Genomic DNA, 26,793 nt, shown 5'->3' with positions numbered 1-26,793 from the left:
CCTGTCGCGGAACTCGCCTCTTCAATAATCAAAGCGAGCCATTCGGTTGTAGTGGCTGACGAGCGAGTCATACCCCCGCGTCACGGCATAAAAGTCTTCGCTCAATCGCTGCGGTTCAGCCTTGTTCTGCCAGTCGTTGTGCAAGGTATTCAAGGCATCGAGGTACTTCTGCGCAGGCCCGGTAATGTGGTCCCAGAGGTAGCGCGGCACTTCGTTGCGTTTTCTCGTTTCGGGTAACTCTGCATGGTTGAATTGCTGCCGGTAATCCCAGGCCAGTTGCAGCTCTCGGGTGGTCAAGGCCAGCGCCTGCGGGGTCAGGCTGCGGTTTTTGACCCCGTCGCTGACCACGTTCAGTGTGTCTTTGGCTTGAATCATGTAGTCCAGCAGGTACCAATGAATGTCTTTGCCATGTCGGGCTTCGATCAGTTTCAGCTGCTCGCGTCGTTGTTCAAGGTCCAGCGTTTCGACACGCTGTCTTAACGCCGCAGAGGCCAAAAGGTACGCGTCAGCCCTGGGCTGAAATTGCACGGCGAATTCGGGTGGCAATTCATAGGTGGGCTGTGAGAAAACCGGTTGCTGGTAAAAACGGATTTTCAGCGTGAGCGGCGTCACGCGCTCCAGTGCCTGCACGTAGTCGTCTGCCAGCGTCACTAGCGACTTTTCGTAGCCAAGGATCGAGAGTTTCTCACTGATTTTCGGCGAACAGACATCCCTTTGGGCCTCGTTCACTGTAGTGGCAACGCCGTCGTCGAAATCATGTTGGTTGGCCATCCAGTTCCGAACGGGTTCCCCGAGTTGCGCCGGTGACGTGTAACGCTCGTAAGCGAGGTGCCATTGCACGTCGACCCGATTGATGCAGTTGATGACCGGGCTCAATGCATTGGCTTGCGCAGTGATGGGCGCATCGTGTTTGTCCAGCCACAGGTCGAACGTGGTCAGGGGTTTTCCAGCCCCGATCATCCCGAGGGTAATCACCCCCCAGAATATCCCCACGGGGAACAACCATTCCCGAGTCATTGTCCGGCCTCCTTGCCGTACCACTGTTCCATCGTGGCCGGTGCGCCACATTCGCTGGTACTGGCCGGCATGCGGCTGCACAAGCGTTCTGTCCATTGTTGCAGGCCCTGATTGCGATTGACCGTGCCTTGGCTGGAGATCACTTTGAACACGCCCAGCAACGCCACCAACAGCAAAATCCCTGCACCTGCAAGGCTGCGTTTGATCCACGGATTGGAGGGCTTCCAAGAGACGCGTGGCTTGCCCTCGTACCGGCGAATCAGACCCACAGCCACAAGCGTGGCGACGTAAACGCCACTGCCGATCAGGCCATACACCTTACCAATGCCTGCCGCCATCACGGCGCAAGGCAACAGGTCGCGCAGTACGCCAAACGGTGGCGGGTTGAACCCGGGTAACAGGTACGCACTGAGTCGATCATCGAGCAACCACACGCGATGGGCGAACTGATGCATCAGCCAGTGCAGTACCCAACCGCCGGCTGAAAATATCACTGACCAGAACACTGCGACGCCGATCAAGCTCCCGAGGCGCTCGCCATTGGGGGCGTATAGAACAAAGCTGCCAATCAGGCAGGCGAGGGCGATGCCGAGGTAGATCGGCCAGCTGTCGAAAGTGTGTTCCCACTCGCGCCAGAAGAACGGCGTGCCGCCGGGCATGGCCTCGCAGAGCTTCGGGTGGTTGGCGTACAGCGCTGAGCTCAGCTGACGGCACTGCGTCCAATCATCGTCGCGCAAGCGTCGGGCCAACGCCCGGCGTTGACTGAAGCTGCCCGGTGCCAGCAGCAGGCGAGCGGCGCGATGCTCGGGGGTGGCGGCCGGTTGAGTGGCCAGGTGTTGTTGCCTGGCGAGGAAGATCGGCGCTTCGTGACGGTCCACCAGGCGCTGCCATTCGGTTTTCGGGCAGGGGCTGGCGGGCCCGGCATGCCAGCCTTGCCCGGTTGAGACCGCTTCAAAAATCGTCGATGACCAGAAACGACTTTCCAGCAATAACTGGCTCAGCAGCCCGTTGAACCACTGGCGATGGTGCTCGCCCTTGAGCCATTGATGGCGAAAACACTGGGCATAGGCCTGCAAAAAACCTTCGGCGTCTTCGCGTTCAAGTGCCTCGCGCAAAGTGTGCGTGATGCCTTGGCGCCGCTGCGCCAACACCTGATAGATCTGCTCCTCGTCGAGTTCCAGACGTTGCCAGGCGCTGAACCACTGGAAAGTCTTGATCGCCCACTCCAACAGGTCTTCGGACGTGTCGGGATGCTCGACGCAATGGCGCAGCACCTCGTCTTCCAAGACATCCAGCGCGCCGTGTTCGAGGGCCAGCGCATGGCGTTGCTGCAGCTCACCAAGGCTGACGCCGTTGAGCGAGCGCGTAACCTGTTGCAGCACGTCGATTTGTGTCCCCGACAGATCGGTCAGGTCCCACGACGCTTCTTCCTGTGGGTCCTGCTCACTGAACTGTTCCCATTCCTTGGCGGTCAGTGCCTGTTCATAGGCCTCGCGCAGGCGCTGGAACCCTTCGGGATCTTCGTCCGGACGCGTCTGTTTGAGCAGGGCGGCGTAGTGACGTTTGATCGTGCGCGTATCGGCGTCTGCCGAAAGGCCCAGGACAGTCCAGCAACTCATTGTGGGTGCAACTCCATGAAAACCTGCGACGCGATTCAGTGATGGCCATTTGATTTTGCGCACCCTACCTGTTTCGCGTCGAAATGTCCTCGAGTCTTATGTCCCGTCACCGACAAACCAGCGGTAATACGGATTGCCGCCATCACCCATCATCACTTCACGGATGTCCCTGGCCCAGGCGTCGCGGTCACCGTCATAGGCGTGCAGGCTCGCCCGATAGAACTGCATCAGGCGCTGCTGATGGGCATTCATGCGCTCGATGAAACCGGCATCGGCATTGAGCAGCGGCGGTGGCAGGCGCAAATTCAGCAACGCCGGCAGCACGCGGCTGATTTCCTTGGCGCGCACCCAGGGGGCGTATTCGATCCGTGGTTGATCATCGGTCACCGCCAGGGCATCGCCTGCGAAGCGTTCGAGCCCGGCGCGATCGGTCACCCAGGTCGCCATCAAGGCCGGCGCCGAACCGATGCCCACGTCTTGCAACGTACTGCGCACGGTGTCCTGCTGGAAGCGCTGGCTGATTTTTGCGGCGTCCAGTTCGATCGGCTCCATCGAGCCCACCAGCAGCATTTCGTGGAATTCGCTGGTCCACAGCGTGGCGTAGGGGAATACATCGAGAAAGCTGCGCACCAGCGAACGCGAATCGTCGATGTTCTGCGTCGGCAGTGGCAGCCATTGCGCGACCAGGCCCTGTGTCTCCAGGCGACTGGCGGCCAATTGGTAGAAGTCGCGCGAATACAGGTTCACGACGCCAGCGGCGGAGGGCGGTGGCGGTTCGAGAGTGATCAGGTCGTAGCGCTGCGCACTGCGCAGCAGCTCCTGGCGACCGTCGCGCAGGCGAACATCGACCGTCGGATCGGCAGCGGCATTGAAGTTGCCTTTGAACAACGGCGCGGCTTTGACCACCGACGGTAGCAACTCCGCGACCACACGGTGTTCAAGGCCCGGATAGCGGGTCAGGGCGCCTGCGGTAATGCCAGTGCCGAAACCGATCACCAGCGCCGAGTGCGGTTCGCCGTTATGGATCAGCAGTGGCAGCAGCGCCTGAATCCGCATGTAGCGCAGCGATGGCATGGCGTCACCGGTGTTCGACACGCCCTGGATATACAAGCGCTGAAAGCTCTTCTGACCCTTGCCCTGCGTGACCACGGCGACGGTGCCGCCGCGTCCTTCTTCATAGAACGCCAACGTGCCGTTGCGGGCGCCGGGCAGCAGGCTGGCGAGTTTGTCGACCGGGATAAAAATCGCCACCACCACGGACAGCAAACTGATGGCGACTACCGCCTGACGCCGGCCTTTCTTGACGTGATGGCCCTTGCGCACGGCGAAATAGCCGATCCCTGCTGCCACAATCGCCAACAGTCCCAAGGTTCGCACCAGCCCCAGCAGCGGAATCAGCAAGAACCCGCAGAGCATCACGCCGACGATCCCACCCAGGGTGTTGAACGCCACCACGGCGCCCACATCCCGACCGATGCGCTCAGGGCCGACACTCAATCGCAGCGCCAAAGGAAACGCCGCCCCCAACAGCAAGGTCGGGACAAACACGATGCTCAGCGCGGCCATGGCAAACCGTGCGCTCATGCCCAGCAATTCGCTGCCGCCCATCGCCAGCGCGGCGGTTTCGGCCTGGGATTGCAAGAACACCAGCCAGCGCCCGAGAAACGCCACTTCCAGCAATGCGATCAAGCCGGCCCCGGCGATCAGCAAGCCAAATATGCCCCATGGATCGCGAATACGATCAACCCGACGGGCCAGCAGCGCGCTGCCGATGAACAACCCCGTGAGGTACGTCGCCAACACCACGGCAAAGGCGTAGGTGCGGGTGCTCATGAATTGCACGATGGATTGCGACCAGACCACTTCGTAACCCAGTGCCACCCCGCCTGCGATGGAATACAGCCACAGGGCCAGGCGATCCGGCGCTTTGTGTTCGTGATGCCAGGTCGGCTCCTGGACCACTGCCGGGCGCTGGCGTTGAAACCACAGGGCACCGGCGGCGGCCAGCAGGTTCAGCATGGCGGCGGCGAGGGCACTGCCGCGCACGCCGAGGGTGGCGATCAACACGAAGGCAGCAAGCAAGGTGCCGGCAATCGCGCCCGCGGTATTGGCGGCATAGAGTTGTCCGCCAGCCTTGCTCAAATGGTGCGGGTCGCTGGCCAACGAGCGCACCAGCACCGGCAGCGTGCCGCCCATCAACAGCGCGGGAATGCCCACCAGCGCAAAGGGCAACACCCAGGCCAGCAATCCGATGTGCTGTTCCAGCCAGGCAAAAGGACTGGCCGCCATGCTCATGGCAAAGGTCGCGCCAACGCCCAGTACCGCCACCAGCACTTCAAGCCCGGCATACAACAACACCGGTTGCTGCAAGCGATCAGCCCAGCGCCCGAACAGCAATCCCCCCAGCGCCAGCCCGGCAAAAAAGGCGCTGATGCCGGTGGTGATGGCGTACACCTCAACGCCGACGACCAACGACAGTTGCTTGATCCACAGCACCTGGTACACCAGCGCCGCCGCGCCCGAGACGAACAGCAGCAATGCTGGAATCAGCAGGGCCGGGGAGGTGGCGGTTTGCGGGGCAGGTATGGCCGACGACTTGCTGGCGACACGTGAGGACATTGCGGATTGCCTTGTGCAAAACATCTTCTGACGATGAACACAACACCCCGTAGCAGCTGCCGAAGGCGGCGTCCCGCTGCGCAGCAGTGGTAATCCGGACCACTCGGTGTGTCAGATAGGCCGAGGCGCATGTTTGACGAGGACTTCGTCCTCGAACGCAGCCTTCGGCAGCTGCTACAGGGTTGTGTTCACACAAAATAGGGCCGCTCGCCGGTAAAGGCGAGCGGCAGTCACGCGGTTCTACTGTGCAGCCGGTGCAGCTTTCATTTTTTCAGCGATTTTGGCGTCTACCGCAGCACGAATCTGGTCAACGCTGAAGCTGGCCGGTTTCTGGCTTGGCGGATAGTCGATAAAGGTCTGGAGGAACACCGCCGCTTTACCCGTGGCCACGGCCGCCAGATAGACGTTTTTGGTCAGCCAATCGTAATACTGATCGGAAACCACATCGGCGCGTTCATACGGGTCCATTCTCAGGTTGAAGATTTTTGGCACCCGCAGGCACACAAACGGCTCACTCCACACCTTGAAACCGCCTGGTGCACGTTGTTCGCAGAACACCGCTTTCCAGTTGTCGAAACGCATCGACACCAGCAAACCGTCGTCGTTGAAGTAGTAGAACTCCTTGCGCTCGCCCTTAGGCTGTTGGCCGGTCAGGTAAGGCAGTTGGTTGTAGCCGTCCAGGTGCACCTTGAAGTTGGTGCCACCCGCTACCGGCGCCCAGCCTTTGAGCAGCTTGTCTTTTACGCTGTCTTCACCGGCGACTGCCAGCAGGGTCGGGAACCAGTCCAGGCCCGAGAACATCTCGTTGGAGACTTCACCGGCCTTGATCTTGCCTGGCCAGCGAACAATCGCCGGCACCCGGTAGGCGCCTTCCCAGTTGGAGTTCTTCTCGTTACGGAACGGTGTGGTCGCCGCATCCGGCCAGGAGAACTGGTTCGGGCCGTTGTCGGTGGTATAGACGACGATGGTGTTGTCGGTGACTTTCAGGTCATCGAGGGTTTTCAGCAGTTTGCCGACGTCGCCGTCGTGCTCAAGCATGCCGTCCGCATAGTCGTTGCCGGGCATGCCGCTCTGGCCCTTCATCGACTCGCGCACGTGGGTGAACAAGTGCATGCGGGTGGTATTCATCCAGACGAAGAACGGTTTGTCTGCCTTGACCTGCTTCTCGATGAACGCTTGGGCGGCGGCGGTGGTCTCGTCGTCGATGGTTTCCATGCGCTTGGTGGTCAATGCGCCGGTGTCTTCGATCTTGCCGTCGGCAAAGCTGTGGATCACACCACGCGGAGCGTATGACTTGAGGAACGCAGGGTCGTCCTTGGGCCAATACGGGCGTTCAGGTTCTTCTTCGGCATTGAGGTGGTACAGGTTGCCGAAGAATTCATCGAAACCGTGGTTGGTCGGCAGGTATTCGTCCTTGTCGCCCAAGTGGTTCTTGCCGAACTGGCCGGTCGCATAACCTTGGGATTTGAGTGCCTGGGCGATGGTGATGTCGCGTTTTTGCAGGCCCACGGGTGCACCCGGCGCGCCAACTTTCGACAGACCGGTACGCAGCGGCGTCTGACCCGTGATAAAGGATGACCGTCCTGCCGTGCAGCTGTTCTCCGCATAGTAGTCGGTGAACATCATGCCTTCTTTGGCAATGCGGTCGATATTGGGAGTCTTGTACCCGACCACACCCATGGAATAGGCGCTGATGTTGGTCTGGCCGATGTCATCGCCAAAGATCACCAGGATGTTGGGTTTTTCAGCGGCCCCGGCTGTTGCCGAAATCGCCATCACCGAGGCTGCCACGAGGGCGAGTTTCGGTAGCCACTTGTGTATGCGAGTCATCTGACTTGCTCCTTTTTCTGACTTGCGCCGCCTAATGCGACAAACGTTTATTGCAGTCCTGCGTCACGCTTTTTATTGCACTTGCTCTGGGGTGGCGGACTCGTACGGGTAGATCCGGCGCCACTCGGCGGCCATGTCCACGACAGTCCAGCCACGGGATTTTGCTTCGTCCAGGGCCTTGTCCAGACGCCCGATTTTGGAGTCACGGTCGTACGCCCATTCACGCTTGGCGTCGGTGTGATGCACTAACCCCATGAATCGTTTGCCCGACCCGGCGGCGGTCCACTGCAACATTTGCTGGTCGCCGTCAGAGTTGCCGAAGGCCAGAATTGGCCGGCGTCCGATCACCGCGTTGATGCTTTCGGGCTTGCCCGGCCCGTCATCGTTGTGTGCCAGTTTTGGCGTGCGCAGGATCGAGGCCTTGCCGTCCTTGTACTCAAACGCTGTGACAAACGTCGTACCGATCACTTGCTCCGGCGGGACGCCATAGGACTTCTCGGCGAAGGCGCGCATGAACCCGGTGTCGCCGCCGGACACGATGTAGGTTTTGAAGTCCTGGCTGCGCAGGTAGTCGAGCAATTCCAGCATCGGCTGGAAGACCATCTGGGTATACAGCTTGCCGGTCTTTGGATGTTTGGCCTGGGCCAGCCAGGTCTTGGCGTAGTCGTCGAACGCTTCGGTGGTCATGCCGGTGTGGGTGGCAACGAAGATCTTCATGATGCCTTCCAGGCCGGCGGCTTCCAGCGCCTTGTGGTCGTTTTCCAGCACCGCTTTGAACGGCTGTGTGGTTTTCCATTCCGGGTGCTGCGCTGCGGTGCGCTTGACTTCCTCAAGGGCAAACAGCAGCTCGAAATACATTGGCTGCTCGCTCCACAGGGTGCCGTCGTTGTCGAACACGGCAATGCGCTCCTCGGGTTTGACGAAGTCCTTGCTGCTCTGATCGGTGACAGCCTGGACGAACTCGATGATGCTCTTCTTGGACGGGCCATCATTCCAGGAGGGCAACGGCTCTGCAGCCTGAACCAGCAACGGCAGGCTCAGGGCCAGCGCCAGCAAAAACTTGAACCCGTGAAGTTGGCGCAGTGATATCGGACTCGTCATGGGAATTCCTTCTCGTGAACGGGGTTGAGTGGCCGTAATGCCGGCGCGGCAGGTGTCTTGTTGGGCGCAGCCTGACTGTTCAGCGTAGTCAAGGATTGCTTGAGTTGGTGCAACGCCTGATCTTTGGCCGATTCACTGCCATAACAGGCGCGCAAAAAGTCCTGCAGGCGCGGTCCTAGAGCGCTCAGCTTCAGTCCCATGCGCCGCCGCCTGGCCCACAGATACAGCGCGCTCAATTGGGCAGGTTGGCCGTCGATCTGCGCCGGAATCTGCCGCCAGGCGTAGTCGGCGGACGCCAGCCAAACGGCGTGCCGGGCACGGCGCCGGGCCTGGACATCAAGGTAGGCACGGTGGATGGGCGGGCGGATAAACCAGCCGAGCACGGCAATGGCCAGCAGCAGTGCAATCAATGCCAGCCAATGCCCGGAGAGGTACAGGCGACTGGGCTGACCGAGTTTTTTCAGGTCTGCGGTAATTGAAAACACCGGGCGATAAGCGCTGTTGGCGGTGGCCTGGAAGGTGACCGCCGGGACTTGGGCGGTACGGGCCTGGCGGGTGCCGGCATCCCACCATTTCAATGAGATTGGCGGCAAGCTGTGCGAGCCATCGGTGTCGATCCGGTAGGTCACGGTGTCGATGCGCTGGCCACCGCTGAAATTGCCCCGACCGTCACCGAGGTTGCTGATCTGGGGGGCTTTCGGGTAACGGCTCAGACCGTTGACATCACTCAGTGATGGCGTCGGCAAGGACATCGCCAGGGCGCCATCGGCTTGCAACGTCAATTCCCGGGTAACGCTGTCGCCGACTTTGAGGGGCGTCGCCGAGTTGACGATTTTTTGCGTAAAGCGCAGCCCTTGCGCGACCAATACCGGTTCGCCGGGTTCAAACCCTGGCGGTTGCGCGGCGTCGAAGTGCAAGGGCTGGCTTTGGGCGCTGAGTTCGGTGGTGGCCTGACCGGGTGTGGCCCGCACGGTCAGCGCGGGTATGTCGAAGCCCTGAGCGAGATTGGGGGTGATCCGGTAGCGGTAGCGCATGCCGCTCAATGACTTGCCGTCGAGCGTCTGATTGAGGTGTTCGGCATGACCGTCCGGCGGCATGACCAGTGCGCCGGACAGCTTCAGGTCGGGCAGGGTGGGGGCTTCGGTGAACCAGCTGTCGGTGTAGACGTCGAGTTGCAGTTCGACGAGGCTGCCGACCATGACGTCTTTTGTGGGCTGCAGCGACACCTGGACTTTCAGCTCGGGTTCAGCGGCCAATGCCGCGGTGGTGAACAGGCAAAGGAGCAGGGCCACGACACGGTCTATCGAAAGACTCATGGTTTGCCCCCCGCCTGATCCTGCAAACTGAACTTCTGCTTCAGGAACTTCGCCGGTGAAGTGCTCAGGTTTTCCAGCCACTGTGCATCGGACGTTGCTTGCTCGGTCTGCACGGCTTTGCTCTGGCCCTTGCCCGGCGCCTTGTCCATTTTGATTTCGTCCGGCTTGACCTCGGGTGCATTCTGCGCGGCGCTGTCGGTGTCTTTCTGCAAGGCAATCGCCAACGCCAGATTGGCCGTGGCCTCGGGGAATTGCGGCTGCAACTTCAGCGCCTGGGTGTACGCCGCAATCGCCTGATCAAACTTGAAACGACGCACGTAAATATTGCCCAGGTAGAAGTACGCTTGCGGCGTTTCCAGTCGCGCAAAACTGGCCAGTGCCAGGTCGAAATCCGCCGCGTTGTAGGCAGCGATACCTTTCCAGTAGGGGTCGACAAAATGCGCGGCGGCTTGCGGGAAATGTTCGTGCTCGAACGCCCAGCGACCTTGCTGGTCGGGGGTGAAAAACGCATCGGTCAACGCGTTGGCTTCGGCGGGAGCCGGTTGCCAGCCAATGCCCAGTGCCAATAACAGGCCTGCCATCCAGTTCAGGCTCCAGCCCCGGCGCACGCTGAACAACCCGATCAGCAGCAACGGCCAGCACAACCAATAACCGGCGTCTTTCCAGTGCAGTTCGCGCTGTTCATCGCTGGCAGCCTGGAAATGCTGCTGGGCGTGCAGCTCAATCCATTGCAGGTCATCGTCATTGAGCGTCAGGCTGCCCAACGGCGCGTCGACTGCGGAAGCCAGCTTTTCGAGCGCCGCCTGATCAAAACTGCCCAACACCGGGCGACCATTACTGTCGGTGCGCGGTTGGCCATTGGCGTCATGGATGATCCCGCCGTCTGCACTGCCGACCGCCAGAATCAGCACTTGCAGCGGGCTATCGTTCAATTGCTTATCGAGACCGCCAAGTTGTGATGTATCGGCGCCGTCTGTGATCAGCAACAGCGTGCCCGGGCTTTTGTCGGCAGCCAGCAGCCGTTTGGCTTGCTCGATGACCGCGCCGACGTCTTTGCCCTGTTTGGCGATCAGGTCTGTACTCAGGGCCTGGATGAAGGTGTTGAGCAGTTCGGGGTCGTCGGTCGGCGGCAGCACCAGATGGGCGCTGCCGGCATACGCGATCAAACCACTGCGTGACCCCGCTCGGCGCTGGATCAGGTCGTGCAGTTTGTGTTTGGCCGCTTCCAGTCGACTGGGCTGCACATCCGTGGCGTCCATGGAGGGCGACAGGTCGATGGCGATGATCAGCGGCGCGCGGTTTTCCAGAAAGTCCGGACGGTCCTGCTCCCAGGTGGGGCCGGCCGCCGCGAGGGCACCCAGCACCAACACTGCGCACACCAGATGCACGGGGCGCAAACGTTGTTGGTCCTGTGGCGTTATCAGCAGGTGCGGCAGCAAGTGTTCGGCAATATTGCTGCGCAAGCGCCGCTGTACGTCACGGCTGCGCCGCCAGAGCCAGGGCAACAAGGCGCCGAACGGCACCAGCAACAGCCACAGTGGGCGCAGGAAATGGAACTCGCTGAGGTTTATATCCACTCACCCCTCCTGCCGCTGGCGCGCGAGCATCAAATGAGGCCGGAGCAGGGCGCCCAAATGGTAGAGCGCGAGCAAACCGATAGCGGCCCCCAGTGGCCACCAGAACAAATCCTTTTTCGGCTGATGACTGAGGGTTTTAACCTGGTGTGGGGTCAGTTTGTCGAGGGTGCTGTACACCTGATTCAACGCATTGCGGTCCTCGGCGCGAAAGAACTTGCCGCCCGTGGCTTCGGCGATTTGCTGCAAACCTTGCAGGTTGACCTTGGCTTCTCCGGAGGCGTTCGGGTCACCGATACCGATGGTGTGAATCACCACGCCTTTGGCGGCTGCCATGGCCGCGGCGTGGTCCGGGGTAATCGCGCTGCTGGTGTCGTTGCCGTCGGTCAGCAGGATCAGCACTTTCTCGGGTTCATGCGTCTGCTCAAGCAATTTCAAGCTCAAGCCGATCGCATCGCCAATCGCGGTGTTCGGGCCAGCCATGCCAATGCCGGTGTCATCGAGCAACAGCGACAGACTGGCGTGATCCAGCGTCAGCGGTGCCTGCGGATAGGCGCCGCTGCCAAACACGATCAGGCCAAGGCGATCGTCTTTACGTTTGTCGATAAAGCTGTGGACCACTTCCTTGACCGCCGCCAGGCGATTGATTTTTTGCCCGTTGGCGTCGGTGAAATCGTTGGTTTCCATCGATTGGGAAATGTCGATGGCCAGCATCAGGTCGCGCACCGGTTGTTGGCGTTCGATGGGTTTTTCGACCAGTTCCGGTCGAGCCGCCGCCAGCAACAACAATGCCCAGACCATCAGGTTCAAGACCAGTTGCCAGCGATTGCTGCGTGTCCCGGCCTGGCTCGGTGCCTGACCGACCGCGCGGCTCATGGCGCTGAAAAAAGGCACGCGCACGGCGCTGCGGGCTTCGCGGTAATCAGGCAGGAAGCGGTAGGCCAACCATGGCAGTGGCAAAAGGATCAGCAGCCAAGGGTAATCAAACTGCCACATGATGCTGCTCCACCCAACGTTTGCTGGTGTTGAACAGCCGCTCGCGCTGTTCTTCCTTGAGCGTCAGCAGTGTGCTGTCCGGCGCATAGGCCAACTGCGCGAGTTGCTGGCTGAAATCTGCCGGCAGGGGCTGCGGACTGTGGCGCACCAAAAACGTTTGCCAGTCCTCACCCCCAAGTGCTGCCACAGGGTATGTAGTGGGCATGGACAGGGCGACGCGTTTGAGCAGTTCCGGGAGTTCGCGCAGGGCCCTCAGTTGATCGTCACTGCTTTGCAGTTCAGCCAGTCGCACCAGCGCTTCACGCCGATAACGATCACGGCGCCATTGCCAATACCGCCGTGCGCTGACCAGCAACACGGCAAGCACCAACACACTGAGCAGCGCCCACCAACCCCACGTCTGCGGCGCATAACTGACCGGCGCCGGCAGTGCGATTTCCTTCAGTTGGTCGATGCTCGGGATGTTCGGATTCATCGCCGGCCTCTGCCGAGTTCGGCTCGCAGCTGTTCCTGCGCATCGGTCGCGGTACTGAACATCATCAGCGGCACCTGGCTACGACGCAGCAACGTCGCGACATCCTTGAGCCGACCGCTGAGAAAATCCCCCAGCGGCTGATGCACGCTGCGTTGCTCGACCGCCAGTTCCACCTGCAATTGGCCTTGGGTCACCAGTAAACGGCCGTTTTTCGGCAGGTTCAGCGCCAAGGGGTCATACACCTGCATCGCGATCACATCGTTGTGCGCCGCCAATTGCCGCATTAATTGCAAGGTGCGTTCACCGGCGCCGGCAAAGTCGCTGACGATGCAGATCAAATGATCATGGCCGGCCACCGCCAGGCAATGTTGCAAGACCTTGTCGAGTTGGTCCTCACCTTCGGCGTCCGGGTTGGCGGCATTGAGCAGCTGATTCTGCTCGGCGATACGGCTGCAAAAGGCCTCGAGGCGTTTGCGACTGCGTAGCGGGGCGATGCTGTCGATGCGTTTGTCATTGAAGACCAGACCGCCGACCCGGTCACCGGCGTTGAAGGTCATCCACGCCGCCAGCGCGCCGAGTTCAGCGGCAATCGCCGATTTAAAACTGCGTTGCGAGCCGAAGAACATCGACATGCGCTGGTCGACCAGAATCAACGCGGGGCGGTCACGCTCTTCGGTGAAGGTTCGCACCACCGGTTTGCCGGTGCGCAGTGACGCTCGCCAGTCCAGATGACGCAAATCGTCGCCCGGTTGATAGCGGCGCAGTTCGTCGAAATTCAACCCGCGACCGCGCAGCCGCGAAGCATGGTTGCCGGCGAGGAGGCTGCCCTGGGGCTGGCGCGCCAGAAAACTCAAGTCACGGGCCTTGAACTCCAGCTCCATCAATTGCGCCAGAGAGACATAGACCAGGCCGTCCGTGCTTTTCATTTTCAACCTCAGGCCGGTATTGCAACTTTGTCGAGCAAGCGGTCGAGCACCTGGTCGGCCGTTACGCCATCCGCCACCGCGTCGTAACTCAGTTGCAAGCGATGACGCAGCACCGGGTGGACCACGGCGCGCACATTGTCCGGCGAAACGAAATCCTGCCCTTGTAGCCAGGCATCGGCGCGGGCACAGCGGTCAAGGCCGATACCGCCCCGAGGACTGGCGCCGATAGCGATCCAGCGGCCGAGATCGGCGTCATAGTCCGCCGGGTGGCGGGTGGCGTTGATCAGGTCGATCAGGTAGCGGTCGATGGCCGGCGAGACGTGAACGGCGCTGACTTCGCGACGGGCCGCGAAAACCACCTCCTGAGACAGTGCAAAACCTTGGGTCGGGGCCGTTTTAGCGCCTGCCGCAAATTCTTCTTCGCGCAGCAATCGCAACACCTGGCTCTCGTTTTCCGCGGTCGGGTAATCCAGCAACACCTTCATCAGAAACCGGTCCATCTGCGCTTCCGGCAGGGGGTAGGTGCCTTCCTGTTCAATCGGGTTTTGCGTGGCGACCACGATGAACAGTTCCGGCAGCACATGGCTGTTGCCGGCCACGGTGATTTGCCGTTCTTCCATGGCTTCCAGCAGCGCCGCCTGAACCTTGGCCGGGGCACGGTTGATTTCGTCGGCGAGGATCAGGTTGCCGAACAGCGGGCCGGGCTGGAACTGGATCTGGTTCTGGCCATCGACCTGATGCAGCACTTCGGCGCCGGTGATGTCTGACGGCAGCAGGTCAGGGGTGAACTGGATGCGGCTCATCTTCGCGTCCAGGTGCCGGGCCAGTGCCTTGACCGTGCGGGTCTTGGCCAGGCCGGGCAAGCTTTCCAGGAGCAAATGGCCGTTGGCCAACAGCCCCAGCAGAATCTGGCGGATTACCTGATCCTGCCCAAGTACGCTTTCGGCGATGCTGGCTTGCAGGGCGTTGAGGTCATTGAGTGCGGTCATGGGCGTTTCCTTTACCAGGCGTATTGCAAGCGTAAGGTCCAGGTGTTGACGTCGGGGGAGCCGCTGCGCTCGGACACCGTGTCCGAATAGGCGATCAACCCGCCAAACTGGGGCGACAGCATGAAGCCGACCGTGGCACCCAACAGGCTGCTTTCCTGTTTGTTGTCCTGCCAGTCACCATTGATTTTGGTTTCGCCGCCTCGGTTGTAGGTGCCATCGATCGAGGCCCACAGCGCGCGGTTGAAGCTGTAGCTGTAGTGACCTTCGATGGAATACAGCGCTTTTTGCTCAAGTGTGCCGTCGCCGTGGTAATCGTCGTTGTCGCCGTACAGCGAGACGTAGGTGTTGAGTTCAAGCCAGGTCGGGCCAATCGGCGTGCCGAAGGCAATTTCCGGCTTGAACGCCCAGCGGTTGGCGCCGATGTTGATGACCCGGTCCTTGTCGTAATCACCGGTGGGCGCGGTGATCCACAACGCCCCCGTCAGAAAGGTCTCGGGTGTCCAGGTGGCGAATTCTTGCGGGGTCAGCGCCGGGCCACCAAAAACGTTGTGCACCAGCACCACCTGCGTATCGCCCAGACCGCCGTTGTGCTTGGTGCCATTGAAGAACTGGCCATTATCGAACGAGGCGGAAACGTCGGCGTAAGGTTGCAGGACCTGAACCGCACTGTTACGCCCGTCGATGGCAAACGAGCGGGCAAAACGGGCGATGTACAGGTCCGCGTTCAGGGACAAGCCATCAAGCGGCAATGACGTATCGATCGGCGTGTTGCTATTAACGAGGTTGTAATAGCCGAACACCATGTTCAGGTCGGTCGGCAGGTTCTGCCAGTCACGCGCGTTGTCCGCTTGGCCCGCCAGTGGCGTCATGGATAGCGTGAGTGCGGTGAGTGCGGTGAATGCGGCTTTCCTTGTCGTCTTCAGTCCCATCACGGTGCTCCTGCAGGTTTTGGGTGCGTGGTTCATGGCTTTGCGCCCACGAGTGTCAGTGGCGGCATTATCCATTGGCCGCGGGTGTGCTTTCGGACTTGAAATGTCGAACAGGTTCGGGGCGCCGAGGCAGGTGACGCTGGCGTTATGGGGAGCGAGGCGAGTGCCGGATGACTGGGCGGCGCTGAGCGAAAGGTTCCGTGCAGGGTTAATTTTGTTGAGTGCATCGGCGTTATTGGCCTGCACGTAAACGGCGGGCGAAAAGCGTGCTGCCGCCAACAACAAAGCGTTATTTTTTTTATGCTGAAACATCATTCCCGATTCCCTTCTGGCTCATTGGGTTACTCGGCACTTCCTGGCCGTTAATACGTAATCAATTTCCCACCAAGCCCGTAGGACAAATCTGACGCTAGCAGCTAGTCACGACTTTTCCAGTCAAAAGGATTAAATCTTTGATTTTGTGCACAGAACTTCGTTATTTGTGTGTACTAAAAAGTTAATACCAAATCATGGGGTTACCGCCGATCCTGGTGTTCAGGCGACGCCGGATTCACCTGATACACCGCGTAAAACAATCACGCGTGCACCCGGCAAACCCGGCCTGAAAATGTTCAGCGTTTTTTGGCCTCGGCGCGCAGTCGTTCTTCCTGCTCGCGCAGTTCCGGGGTGAACTCGGCACCGAAATCCTCAGCTTCGAACACCTGGCGAATCTCGATCTCGGCCTCGGTGCCCGGCATTGGGTTCGGGCAGCGCTTGACCCAATCGATCGCCTCCTGTTTCGACTGCACCTGCCATATCCAGTAGCCGGCAATCAGCTCCTTGGTTTCGGCGAACGGGCCGTCGATGACGGTGCGTTTGTCCCCTGAAAAGTGAACACGTGTGCCTTTGCTGCTGGGTTGCAGGCCTTCGCCTTCGACGAAGATGCCTGCCTTGACCAGTTCTTCGTTGTAGTTGCCCATGGCGGTCAGCAGTTCTTCGCTGGGCATGATGCCGGCTTCGGAATCCTGGCTGGCTTTGATGATGATCATGAATCGCATGGCTGTATCTCCGCTGGATTTGACTGGACTCGCTGACTAGTCGAATGAACGTCGTCTAAATCGACAGTGCTGCCAAATTAAAGACCAGCGATTGAGCCCGTGGGTTTTCGGTTGCCTTTCGTCAAGAACACCAAGTGGTGGCCGGGGAGGGCTGTACGCTATAGAGCAACCCGGGCTGCGTGCCTGTGGCCATGCGGGGTTTGGAAGGGTTGTATCCAGTTTCGCCAGCAAGACTTCACGATTTGTATCTGGGCATAGGTCGTCGGGCGATTTCGTGGTTAACTTCGGCCTCTTCAAAATTCTCCACCACAACGTTCAGAAGGACTCAGTTCATGGCTCAAGTCACTCTTAAAGGCAACCCGGTTCAAGTCAACGGCCAACTGCCACAAGCCGGTTCCAAGGCGCCAGCCTTTTCCCTGGTTGCCGGCAATCTGTCCGACGTCACCCTGAAAGACTTTGCCGGCAAGCGCAAAGTGCTGAACATCTTCCCAAGCGTCGACACTCCGACCTGCGCCACTTCGGTACGCAAGTTCAACGCCCAGGCCAACGATGTCGCCAACACCGTTGTGCTGTGCATCTCCGCTGACCTGCCGTTCGCCCAGGCACGCTTCTGCGGCGCCGAAGGCCTGGAAAACGTGCAAAACCTGTCGACCCTGCGTGGTGCCGAGTTCATCGAGAACTACGGCGTTGCCATCGCAGACGGCCCGCTCAAAGGCCTGACCGCCCGTGCGGTCGTGGTTCTGGATGAAAACGACAACGTCCTGCACAGCGAACTGGTCAAGGAAATCGCTGAAGAACCGAACTACGAAGCTGCACTCGCCGTTCTGAAATAAGCGACAGCTTTACATTTGTTAACGGCCTGGCCCTGTCCAGGCCGTTTTCATTTGTGATTCAGTGTCTTGGCCAAACAACCTGTTACGTAAGCCGAAGGTAAATTGCCGGTAAAGCCGCTTTGCTTAATAGCCGCCAGTGCTTATCGTTCAGCCTCATGTAGAAGAAGCCCACGCGCCCAATGGTTGATCATTCAATGCAATCCTCCGCTCCCCGTAGTCCTCGTCGCTGGCTGTTCGGCCTGCTTGTCCTGTTGGTCATCGCAGGCGTGTGCTGGAAATTCTGGCCCACCAGTGCGACTCACAAGGAGGGCACAGGGCAGAAAGCCGTGGCCGGCCATACCGGCAAGTCCGGTGGCATGCGCCCGGGCTTCGGCGGGGCGACCGGCCCGGTGCCCGTGCGTGTGGCCCCTGCGGTCAAGGGTGATTTCCCGCTGTACTACAAAGCGCTCGGCACTGTCACTGCACTCAACACCATCAATGTGCGCAGCCGTGTGGGCGGGGAGCTGATCAAGATTTCCTTCGAAGAAGGGCAGATGGTCAAGGCCGGTGACCTGCTGGCAGAAATCGACCCACGCCCGTACCAGAACGCCTTGCTCCAGGCTGAAGGCACGTTGCTGCAAAACCAGGCGCAATTGAAGAACGCCCAGGTCGATGTCGAGCGTTATCGCGGCCTGTACCGTGAAGACAGTATCGCCAAGCAAACCCTGGACACCGCCGAGGCCCTCGTCGGTCAGTACCAAGGCACCGTCAAGACCAACCAGGCGGCGGTCAACGACGCCAAACTCAATCTCGAATTCACCAAGATCCGCGCACCGATTACCGGGCGTGTAGGCCTGCGTCAGCTGGACGTCGGCAACCTCGTCGCCGCCAACGACACCACGGCGCTGGCGATCATCACCCAGACCCAGCCGATCAGCGTCGCTTTCACCTTGCCGGAAAACAGCCTCGACGTTGTACTGGCACGCTATCGCACCGGGGCCAAACTGCCCGCCGAAGCCTGGGATCGTGGCGACACCCAATTGCAGGCCACCGGTGTGCTGCAAAGCCTGGACAACCAGATCGACGTCACCACCGGTACGCTGAAGTTCAAGGCACGCTACGAGAACCGCGATCAAGCGCTGTTCCCCAATCAGTTCGTCAACGTCCACTTGCTGGCCGACACCCTCAAAGGGGTGGTGCTCGCGCCGTCGGCGGCGATTCAGTTCGGCACCAACGGCACCTTCGTCTATGCCCTGGACGGCGACAAAAAAGTCACCATTCGCGCGTTGAAAGTCGGCGCCAGCGACGGGCTCAATACCGTGGTCACCGAAGGCCTGGCCCCCGGGGATCGCGTAGTGCTTGAAGGCACCGACCGCTTGAAGGAAGGCAGCGAAGTCGAAGTGGTCAATAACCCCCAGGAAGTGCCGGCCACCCCGACCGAACACCTGCAAGGCAAATCGGCGGCGGAGACGACTGAGCCGGTAGCCGCCGACAAGGCGAAAAAGGGCGGCGCATGAACATCTCGCGGTTGTTCATCCTTCGCCCGGTCGCCACGACCCTGAGCATGCTGGCCATTGTGCTGGCCGGTTTGATTGCCTATCGGTTGCTGCCAGTGTCGGCGTTGCCACAAGTCGACTACCCGACGATTCGCGTCATGACGCTCTATCCCGGTGCCAGTCCCGACGTCATGACCAGCGCGGTCACGGCGCCACTGGAGCGTCAGTTCGGGCAAATGCCCGGCCTGACCCAGATGGCGTCGACCAGTTCGGGCGGCGCTTCGGTGCTGACGCTGCGCTTCAGTCTCGACATCAACATGGACGTCGCCGAACAGCAGGTGCAAGCCGCGATCAACGCCGCCACCAATTTGCTGCCCAAGGACCTGCCGGCACCGCCGGTTTACAACAAGGTCAACCCGGCGGACACCCCGGTGCTGACCCTGGCCATTACCTCCAAAACCATGTTGTTACCCAAGCTCAATGACCTGGTTGACACGCGCATGGCGCAGAAAATCGCCCAGATCAGCGGCGTCGGCATGGTCAGCATTGCCGGGGGCCAGCGCCAGGCGGTGCGGATCAAGGTCAACCCCGAGGCCCTGGCGGCCAACGGTCTGAACTTGTCGGATGTGCGCACGCTGATCGGCGCCTCCAACGTCAACCAACCCAAAGGCAACTTCGACGGCCCGACCCGGGTGTCGATGCTCGATGCCAACGATCAACTGACTTCGCCCAAGGATTACGCCAACCTCATTCTGGCCTACGCCAACGGTGCGCCGTTGCGACTCAAGGATGTCGCGGAAATCGTCGACGGCGCCGAAAACGAACGCCTGGCGGCGTGGGCCAATGAAAACCAGGCCGTGCTGCTCAACATTCAGCGCCAGCCCGGTGCCAACGTCATTGAAGTGGTCGACCGGATCAAGGCTTTGCTGCCAAGCATCACCGACAACCTGCCGGCCGGCCTCGACGTCACGGTACTGACCGACCGCACCCAAACCATTCGCGCCTCGGTCAAGGACGTGCAGCATGAATTGCTGATCGCCATCGCATTGGTGGTGATGGTTACTTTCCTGTTTCTGCGCCGCGCCAGTGCCACGATCATTCCTTCGATTGCCGTGCCGCTGTCGTTGATCGGTACGTTCGGCGTGATGTACCTCGCCGGTTTCTCGGTGAATAACCTGACCCTGATGGCACTGACCATCGCCACCGGTTTTGTGGTGGACGATGCGATCGTGATGCTGGAGAACATTTCCCGGTTTATAGAAGAGGGCGACAGCCCGCTGAATGCAGCGCTCAAGGGCGCGAAGCAAATCGGTTTCACCCTGATTTCCCTGACGCTGTCGCTGATCGCGGTACTGATTCCGCTGCTGTTCATGGCTGACGTGGTGGGGCGCCTGTTCCGGGAGTTTGCGATCACCCTGGCGGTGGCGATCCTGATTTCGCTGGTGGTGTCCCTGACCCTGACGCCAATGATGTGCGCGCGTTTGCTCAAGCGTGAACCCAAGGAAGAAGAGCAGGGCCGTTTCTACCGGGCCAGCGGCGCGGCGATTGACTGGATGATCGCCGCTTACGGGCGCAAATTGCAGTGGGTGCTCAAGCACCAGCCACTGACGTTGATGGTGGCCGTCGGCACCCTGGCGTTGACCGTATTCCTTTACATGGTGGTGCCCAAAGGCTTCTTCCCGGTGCAGGACACCGGGGTGATCCAGGGGATTTCCGAGGCGCCGCAGTCGATTTCCTTCGCGGCCATGAGTGACCGTCAGCAAGCGCTGGCCAAGGTGATCCTTGCCGACCCGGCGGTTGAAAGCCTGTCGTCCTACATTGGTGTGGACGGTGACAACTCGACGCTGAACAGCGGTCGCCTGCTGATCAACCTCAAGTCCCACAGCAATCGTGACGTGGGCGCAACCGAGGTGATTGCACGCCTGCAACCTGAAGTGAACAAGCTGGTAGGCATTCGCCTGTTCATGCAGCCGGTGCAGGACTTGACCATCGAAGACCGCGTCAGCCGCACCCAATACCAGTTCAGCATGTCATCGCCAGATGCAGAGCTGCTGAGCCGGTGGAGCGGGCGCCTCGTCGAAGCGCTGGCCCAACGACCCGAGCTGACCGACGTTGCCAGCGACTTGCAGGACAAGGGTTTGCAGGTCTATCTGGTGATCGACCGTGATGCCGCTTCGCGGGTCGGGGTGTCGGTGTCGAACATCACCGATGCGCTGTACGACGCTTTTGGCCAGCGGCAGATTTCGACCATCTACACCCAGGCCAGCCAGTACCGCGTGGTGCTGCAATCGCAGTCCGGGGAGAAGATCGGCCCGGATGCGCTGAATCAGATTCACGTGAAAACCACCGACGGCGGGCAAGTCCGCCTGTCCAGCCTCGCGCACATCGAAGAGCGTCAGGCGCAACTGGCAATCACCCACATCGGCCAGTTCCCGGCGGTGATGATGTCGTTCAACCTGGCACCGGGCGTGGCGCTGGGGCATGCCGTCGAGATCATCGACCAGGTGCAGAAAGACATCGGCATGCCGATTGGCGTGCAGACGCAGTTCCAGGGCGCGGCCGAGGCGTTCCAGGCCTCGCTGTCGAGCACCTTGCTGCTGATTCTGGCGGCGGTGGTGACCATGTACATCGTGCTCGGCGTGTTGTACGAGAGCTACATCCACCCGATCACCATTCTCTCGACCTTGCCTTCGGCGGCGGTCGGCGCGTTGCTGGCCTTGATCCTGAGCGGCAATGACCTGGGCATGATCGCGATCATCGGCATCATTTTGCTGATCGGCATCGTGAAGAAAAACGCGATCATGATGATCGACTTCGCCCTCGATGCAGAGCGCAATCAGGGCATCGACCCGGAAACCGCGATCTATCAAGCCGCGTTGCTTCGTTTTCGGCCCATTCTGATGACCACCTTGGCGGCGTTGTTCGGCGCCGTGCCGCTGATGCTGGCCACTGGTTCCGGCGCGGAATTACGTCAACCGCTGGGGTTGGTGATGGTCGGTGGTTTGCTGCTGAGTCAGGTGCTGACCTTGTTCACCACGCCCGTCATCTACTTGTACTTCGATCGCCTCGGTCGGCGCTGGGGCCGTAAGTCTGAAGCCGTGGAAGCGGTAGAGCAGCCATGAACCTGTCCGGACCTTTCATCAAGCGCCCGGTCGCGACGATGTTGCTGAGCCTGGCGATCATGTTGCTGGGCGGCGTGAGTTTCGGCCTGTTGCCGGTGTCACCGCTGCCTCAGATGGATTTCCCGGTGATCGTGGTGCAGGCCAGTCTGCCCGGCGCGAGTCCCGAGGTCATGGCCTCGACCGTGGCTACGCCGCTGGAGCGGTCCTTTGGCACCATCGCCGGGGTCAACACCATGAGCAGCCGCTCCAGTCAGGGCTCGACCCGGGTGATCCTGCAATTTGACCTCGACCGCGACATCAACGGTGCGGCCCGGGAAGTGCAAGCCGCGATCAACGCCTCGCGCAACCTGCTGCCGAGCGGGATGCGCAGCATGCCGACCTACAAAAAGGTCAACCCGTCCCAGGCACCGATCATGGTGTTGTCGCTGACGTCGGACGTGCTGGAAAAGGGCCAACTCTACGATCTGGCCTCGACGATCCTGTCCCAGAGCCTGTCACAAGTGCAGGGCGTGGGCGAAGTGCAGATCGGCGGCAGTTCGTTGCCGGCGGTGCGTATCGAACTCGAGCCGCAGGCGCTCAATCAGTACGGCGTGGCGCTGGATGATGTGCGCAACACCATCGCCAATGCCAACGTGCGTCGGCCCAAGGGCTCGGTCGAAGACGGCGAGCGGTTGTGGCAAGTGCAGGCCAACGATCAGCTGGAAAAAGCCAAGGATTACGAGTCGCTCATCATCCACTACAACGGCGGTGCAGCCTTGCGTCTGAAGGATGTGGCCAAGGTCAGCGATGGCGTCGAGGACCGCTACAACAGCGGCTTCTTCAACGACGACGCGGCGGTGTTGCTGGTGATCAACCGTCAGGCGGGCGCCAACATCATCGAGACGGTCAACGAGATCAAGGCGCAGCTGCCGGCGTTGCAGGCGGTGCTGCCGGCCAGTGTCAAGCTGAACCTGGCGATGGACCGTTCGCCGGTGATCAAGGCGACCCTGCACGAAGCGGAAATGACCCTGCTGATCGCGGTGACGCTGGTGATTCTGGTGGTCTTCCTGTTCCTCGGTAACTTCCGTGCCTCGCTGATTCCGACACTGGCGGTCCCGGTGTCGCTGGTGGGCACCTTTGCGGTGATGTACCTCTATGGCTTCTCGCTGAATAACCTGTCGCTGATGGCGCTGATCCTGGCCACCGGTCTGGTGGTCGACGACGCCATCGTTGTACTGGAGAACATCTCCCGGCACATCGACGAAGGCGTGCCACCGATGAAGGCCGCGTACCTGGGCGCCCAGGAAGTCGGCTTTACCTTGCTGTCGATGAACGTTTCATTGGTCGCGGTGTTCCTGTCGATCCTGTTCATGGGCGGCATCATTGAAAGCCTGTTCCGTGAGTTTTCCATCACCCTGGCAGCGTCCATCGTCGTGTCGCTGGTGGTTTCGCTGACGCTGACGCCGATGCTCTGCGCCCGCTGGCTGAAGCCGCATACGCCGGGCCAGGAAAACCGTTTGCAGCGCTGGAGCCAGCGCGCCAACGAATGGATGGTCGGCAAATACGCGACGAGCCTGGACTGGGTATTGCGCCACCGCCGATTGACCTTGCTCAGCCTGTTTGTGACGATCGGAGTGAATATCGCGTTGTACGTGGTGGTGCCCAAGACGTTTTTGCCGCAGCAGGATACCGGTCAGCTCATCGGTTTCGTGCGCGGTGACGACGGTCTGTCGTTCAGCGTGATGCAGCCGAAAATGGAAACCTTCCGCCGCGCCGTGCTCAAGGACGACGCGGTGGAAAGCGTCGCCGGGTTCATTGGCGGCAGCAACGGCACCAATAACGCGTTCATGCTGGTGCGCCTGAAACCGATCAAGGAACGCAACATTTCCGCGCAAAAAGTCATCGAGCGCCTGCGCAAGGAAATGCCCAAGGTCCCTGGCGCACAGTTAATGCTGATGGCGGACCAGGACCTGCAATTTGGCGGCGGTCGCGAACAGACGTCGTCGCAGTATTCCTACATCCTGCAAAGCGGTGATCTGGGCGCGTTACGCGAGTGGTATCCAAAAGTCGTCACCGCGCTCAAGGCGCTGCCGGAGTTGACGGCGATTGACGCTCGGGAAGGTCGTGGTGCGCAACAAGTCACGCTGATTGTCGATCGCGATCAGGCCAAGCGCCTGGGCGTCGACATGGACATGGTCACCTCGGTGCTTAACAACGCCTATAGCCAGCGGCAAATCTCGACGATTTACGACAGCCTCAACCAATATCAGGTGGTGATGGAGGTCAATCCGAAATACGCACAGGACCCGATCACCCTCAAACAGGTGCAGGTGATTACAGCCGATGGCGCACGGATTCCGTTGTCGACCATCGCCCATTACGAAAGAAGCCTGGAAAACGACCGGGTCAGCCACGAAGGCCAGTTTGCCTCCGAAAGCCTGTCGTTCGACATGGCCGAAGGCGTGACGGTAGAGCAGGGCGCCGCAGCCATCGAAAGGGCGATTGCCACGCTCGGACTTCCCGAAGACGTGATCGCGAAAATGGCGGGCACCGCCGATGCGTTCGCCGCGACCCAGAAGAGCCAGCCGTGGATGATTCTCGGCGCGCTGTTGGCGGTCTATCTGGTGTTGGGTGTGCTGTATGAAAGCTACATTCATCCGCTGACGATTCTGTCGACCTTGCCGTCGGCCGGGGTCGGTGCATTGCTCTCGATCTACGCGCTGGGCGGCGAGTTCAGTTTGATTTCGCTGCTGGGCCTGTTCCTGCTGATTGGCGTGGTGAAGAAAAACGCCATCCTGATGATCGACCTCGCGCTGCAACTTGAACGCCATCAAGGCCTGGCACCGCTGGAGTCGATTCGCAGTGCTTGCCTGCAACGCCTGCGACCGATCCTGATGACCACGCTGGCGGCGATCCTCGGTGCCGTGCCGTTGCTGCTGAGCCGTGCCGAAGGTGCGGAAATGCGCCAGCCACTGGGCCTGACCATCATCGGCGGGCTGATTTTCAGCCAGGTGCTGACCCTTTACACCACGCCTGTGGTTTACCTCTATCTCGACAAACTGCGCCATCGCTTCAATAAATGGCGTGGGGTACGTACCGATGCTGCTTTGGAAACTCCGCTATGACTGACCGTTCGCTTATCCATCTGGCCGCCCCGCTGGCCGCTGCCCGAGGCTCGCGTTTGCTGAGCCTGGCGCTGTGCGCGGCAATGCTCAGCGCATGTGCCGTGGGCCCGGATTATCAGCGCCCGCAAGCGGCCGCGCCGGTGCAGTACAAGGAAGCGGCGGGGTGGCGTCAGGCCAGCCCCAGCGATTCCCTGGCACGCGGTGCCTGGTGGGAGTTGTATGGCGATCAGCAGCTCAATGGCCTGATCGAAAAACTCAACAGCTCCAACCAGACCGTGGCCCAGTCCGAGGCACAATACCGCCAGGCACAAGCCTTGGTGCGCAGTGCCCGCGGGGCGTTTTTTCCGACGGTTGATTTGACCGTCGGTAAAAACCGCTCCAGCCAGGGCACCGGCAGCAGCAATTCGAGCCTGACCAGCTCCTCCAGCGGTATTCGTGACACCTACACCGCCCAGGCCGGTGTCAGTTGGGAAGCGGACGTGTGGGGCAAATTACGCCGAGGCCTTGAAGCCGACACCGCCAACGCCCAGGCAAGCTATGCCGACCTGGCTGCCATGCGTCTGAGTCAGCAGTCGGAGCTGGTGCAGAACTACCTGCAATTGCGCGTGATCGATGAACAGAAGCGCTTGCTTGAAGCGACGGTCGAGGCTTATCAGCGTTCGCTGACAATGACCGAAAACCAATACCGCGCCGGTGTGTCCGGGCGAGACGCGGTGGCGCAGGCGCAGACTCAACTCAAAAGCACGCAGGCAGACATGGTTGACCTGATCTGGCAGCGCGCCCAGTTCGAGAACGCCATCGCTGTATTGATCGGGCTGCCCCCGGCCGAGTTTAGTCTGGCGGAAACCACCACCTTTCCGACCTTGCCCGAAGTGCCGGTGGGCCTGCCTTCGCAATTGCTGGAACGTCGCCCGGACATCGCTTCCGCCGAGCGTTCGGTGATGGCGGCCAACGCCAACATCGGCGTGGCCAAGGCAGCCTATTACCCGGATTTCACCTTGAGCATGAACGGCGGGTATAGCAGCAGCACCTATTCCAACTGGATCAGCGTACCCAATCGCTTCTGGTCGGTCGGACCGCAGTTGGCAATGACCTTGTTTGATGGCGGCCAGCGTTCGGCCGAAGTCGATCGCAGCGAAGCCGCCTACGACGAGACGGTGGCCAAGTACCGCCAGACCGTGCTCGATGGCTTCCGTGAAGTGGAAAACTACCTGGTGCAGCTCAAGGTGCTGGAGCAGGAAGCCGGCGTGCGCCAGGAAGCGCTGGAGGCAGCGCGTATCTCGTTGCGCCTGACCCAGAATCAGTACAAGGCCGGTTTGATTGCTTATCTGGATGTGGTGGTGGTTCAAGCCACGGCACTGAGTAACGAGCGCAACGTGCTGGATTTATTGCAGAGCCGGTTGATTGCCAGCGTGCAATTGATTGCCGCGCTGGGTGGCGGTTGGGACGGGGCGTTGCAGGTCAGCGAAAACCAGTAGACCCCCTGTAGTCGCTGCCGAGCCCGCGTTTGCTCGTAGCAGCTGTCGAGCAGCGCGAGGCTGCGTTAGCTTGTAGCAGCTGTCGAGCAGCGCGAGGCTGCGTTCGGCTGCGAAGCAGTCGTGAAACCAGGCGACGCGGTGTTTCAGGAAAACCGCGTGCGGTGGATTTACGACTGCTTCGCAGCCGAACGCAGCCTCGCGCTGCTCGGCAGCTGCTACAAGCTAACGCAGCCTTGCGGGCATCAAACAAGCGTTTCATCGGGTTGATGGCTATTTGGTTATTTTGTAAGTGCGTTCTTTTACGCAATCAGTACAATCGCCGGCATTTGCCCCCAGAGTAAAAACCCTCTACG

At 60.5% G+C, this 26,793-nt stretch carries 19 protein-coding genes; 6 read left to right on the top strand and 13 right to left on the bottom strand.

Annotated features, from left to right (window positions below; all coding sequences use genetic code 11):
- Positions 1–21 precede the first annotated feature (21 nt).
- From LOY55_RS16910 to LOY55_RS16855, 12 genes are all read right to left on the bottom strand, one after another.
- On the bottom strand, positions 22–1,017 hold the full coding sequence (locus tag LOY55_RS16910; protein ID WP_158283923.1) for a DUF3829 domain-containing protein: 996 nt from the start codon (positions 1,015–1,017) through the stop codon (positions 22–24).
- Entirely contained in the window at positions 1,014–2,636 is a 1,623-nt protein-coding gene (locus LOY55_RS16905; protein ID WP_258665872.1) for a J domain-containing protein, read from the bottom strand. Before LOY55_RS16905 ends, LOY55_RS16910 begins: the two co-directional genes overlap by 4 nt.
- Positions 2,637–2,732: 96 nt before the next feature.
- Positions 2,733–5,255: a fused MFS/spermidine synthase gene (locus LOY55_RS16900; protein WP_258665870.1), complete on the bottom strand. Its 2,523-nt coding sequence runs from the start codon at positions 5,253–5,255 to the stop codon at positions 2,733–2,735.
- Positions 5,256–5,495: 240 nt separating this feature from the next.
- Positions 5,496–7,085 carry an arylsulfatase gene (locus LOY55_RS16895; RefSeq protein ID WP_046032173.1) on the bottom strand — a complete coding sequence of 530 codons (1,590 nt, stop codon included), beginning with the start codon at positions 7,083–7,085 and terminating at the stop codon, positions 5,496–5,498.
- A gap of 72 nt (positions 7,086–7,157) precedes the next feature.
- Entirely contained in the window at positions 7,158–8,186 is a 1,029-nt protein-coding gene (locus LOY55_RS16890) for an HAD family phosphatase (protein ID WP_258665867.1), read from the bottom strand.
- A complete protein-coding gene (locus LOY55_RS16885; protein WP_258665865.1) occupies positions 8,183–9,502 on the bottom strand; it encodes a hypothetical protein in 1,320 nt (439 codons plus the stop codon). The genes LOY55_RS16890 and LOY55_RS16885 overlap by 4 nt, the downstream gene beginning before the upstream one ends.
- Positions 9,499–11,079 carry a VWA domain-containing protein gene (locus LOY55_RS16880; RefSeq protein ID WP_258665864.1) on the bottom strand — a complete coding sequence of 527 codons (1,581 nt, stop codon included), beginning with the start codon at positions 11,077–11,079 and terminating at the stop codon, positions 9,499–9,501. Before LOY55_RS16880 ends, LOY55_RS16885 begins: the two co-directional genes overlap by 4 nt.
- Positions 11,080–12,072, bottom strand: coding sequence for a VWA domain-containing protein (locus LOY55_RS16875; protein WP_109786502.1), 993 nt, complete (start codon positions 12,070–12,072; stop codon positions 11,080–11,082).
- Complete coding sequence (locus LOY55_RS16870) at positions 12,059–12,547, bottom strand: DUF4381 domain-containing protein (RefSeq protein WP_223525497.1); 489 nt, start codon at positions 12,545–12,547, stop codon at positions 12,059–12,061. The genes LOY55_RS16875 and LOY55_RS16870 overlap by 14 nt, the downstream gene beginning before the upstream one ends.
- Positions 12,544–13,473: a DUF58 domain-containing protein gene (locus LOY55_RS16865; protein WP_223525498.1), complete on the bottom strand. Its 930-nt coding sequence runs from the start codon at positions 13,471–13,473 to the stop codon at positions 12,544–12,546. The genes LOY55_RS16870 and LOY55_RS16865 overlap by 4 nt, the downstream gene beginning before the upstream one ends.
- Positions 13,474–13,481: 8 nt before the next feature.
- Positions 13,482–14,462, bottom strand: a complete 981-nt coding sequence (locus LOY55_RS16860) for a MoxR family ATPase (protein ID WP_077432092.1) — start codon at positions 14,460–14,462, stop codon at positions 13,482–13,484.
- A gap of 11 nt (positions 14,463–14,473) precedes the next feature.
- Positions 14,474–15,331 (bottom strand): transporter, encoded by an 858-nt coding sequence (locus LOY55_RS16855; protein ID WP_256594777.1) that lies wholly within the window; start codon positions 15,329–15,331, stop codon positions 14,474–14,476.
- Between the two features lie 29 nt (positions 15,332–15,360).
- Between LOY55_RS16855 and LOY55_RS31215 the strand changes: the two genes are divergently transcribed.
- Positions 15,361–15,528 carry an SWIM zinc finger family protein gene (locus tag LOY55_RS31215; protein WP_408980955.1) on the top strand — a complete coding sequence of 56 codons (168 nt, stop codon included), beginning with the start codon at positions 15,361–15,363 and terminating at the stop codon, positions 15,526–15,528.
- A gap of 474 nt (positions 15,529–16,002) precedes the next feature.
- Here LOY55_RS31215 and LOY55_RS16850 read toward each other — a convergent pair whose 3' ends face one another.
- Complete coding sequence (locus LOY55_RS16850) at positions 16,003–16,428, bottom strand: YciI family protein (RefSeq protein ID WP_109786498.1); 426 nt, start codon at positions 16,426–16,428, stop codon at positions 16,003–16,005.
- 332 nt (positions 16,429–16,760) lie between these two features.
- On the opposite strand from LOY55_RS16850, the gene tpx reads away from it, so the two are divergent.
- The 5 genes from tpx (at position 16,761) to LOY55_RS16825 (ending at position 26,440) form a co-directional block, all read left to right on the top strand.
- Positions 16,761–17,261, top strand: coding sequence for a thiol peroxidase (gene tpx, locus LOY55_RS16845; protein WP_046032182.1), 501 nt, complete (start codon positions 16,761–16,763; stop codon positions 17,259–17,261).
- Between the two features lie 179 nt (positions 17,262–17,440).
- A complete protein-coding gene (locus LOY55_RS16840) occupies positions 17,441–18,757 on the top strand; it encodes an MdtA/MuxA family multidrug efflux RND transporter periplasmic adaptor subunit (protein WP_258665859.1) in 1,317 nt (438 codons plus the stop codon).
- On the top strand, positions 18,754–21,858 hold the full coding sequence (locus tag LOY55_RS16835; protein WP_223525500.1) for an MdtB/MuxB family multidrug efflux RND transporter permease subunit: 3,105 nt from the start codon (positions 18,754–18,756) through the stop codon (positions 21,856–21,858). Before LOY55_RS16840 ends, LOY55_RS16835 begins: the two co-directional genes overlap by 4 nt.
- A complete protein-coding gene (locus LOY55_RS16830) occupies positions 21,855–24,962 on the top strand; it encodes an efflux RND transporter permease subunit (RefSeq protein WP_046032185.1) in 3,108 nt (1,035 codons plus the stop codon). The genes LOY55_RS16835 and LOY55_RS16830 overlap by 4 nt, the downstream gene beginning before the upstream one ends.
- Positions 24,959–26,440, top strand: a complete 1,482-nt coding sequence (locus LOY55_RS16825; protein WP_258665855.1) for an efflux transporter outer membrane subunit — start codon at positions 24,959–24,961, stop codon at positions 26,438–26,440. Before LOY55_RS16830 ends, LOY55_RS16825 begins: the two co-directional genes overlap by 4 nt.
- The last annotated feature ends 353 nt before the right edge of the window (positions 26,441–26,793 follow it).

Source organism: Pseudomonas sp. B21-040, assembly GCF_024748695.1.
Classification (GTDB): Bacteria; Pseudomonadota; Gammaproteobacteria; order Pseudomonadales; family Pseudomonadaceae; genus Aquipseudomonas.
This window is presented reverse-complemented; position numbering and strand designations above follow the sequence as displayed.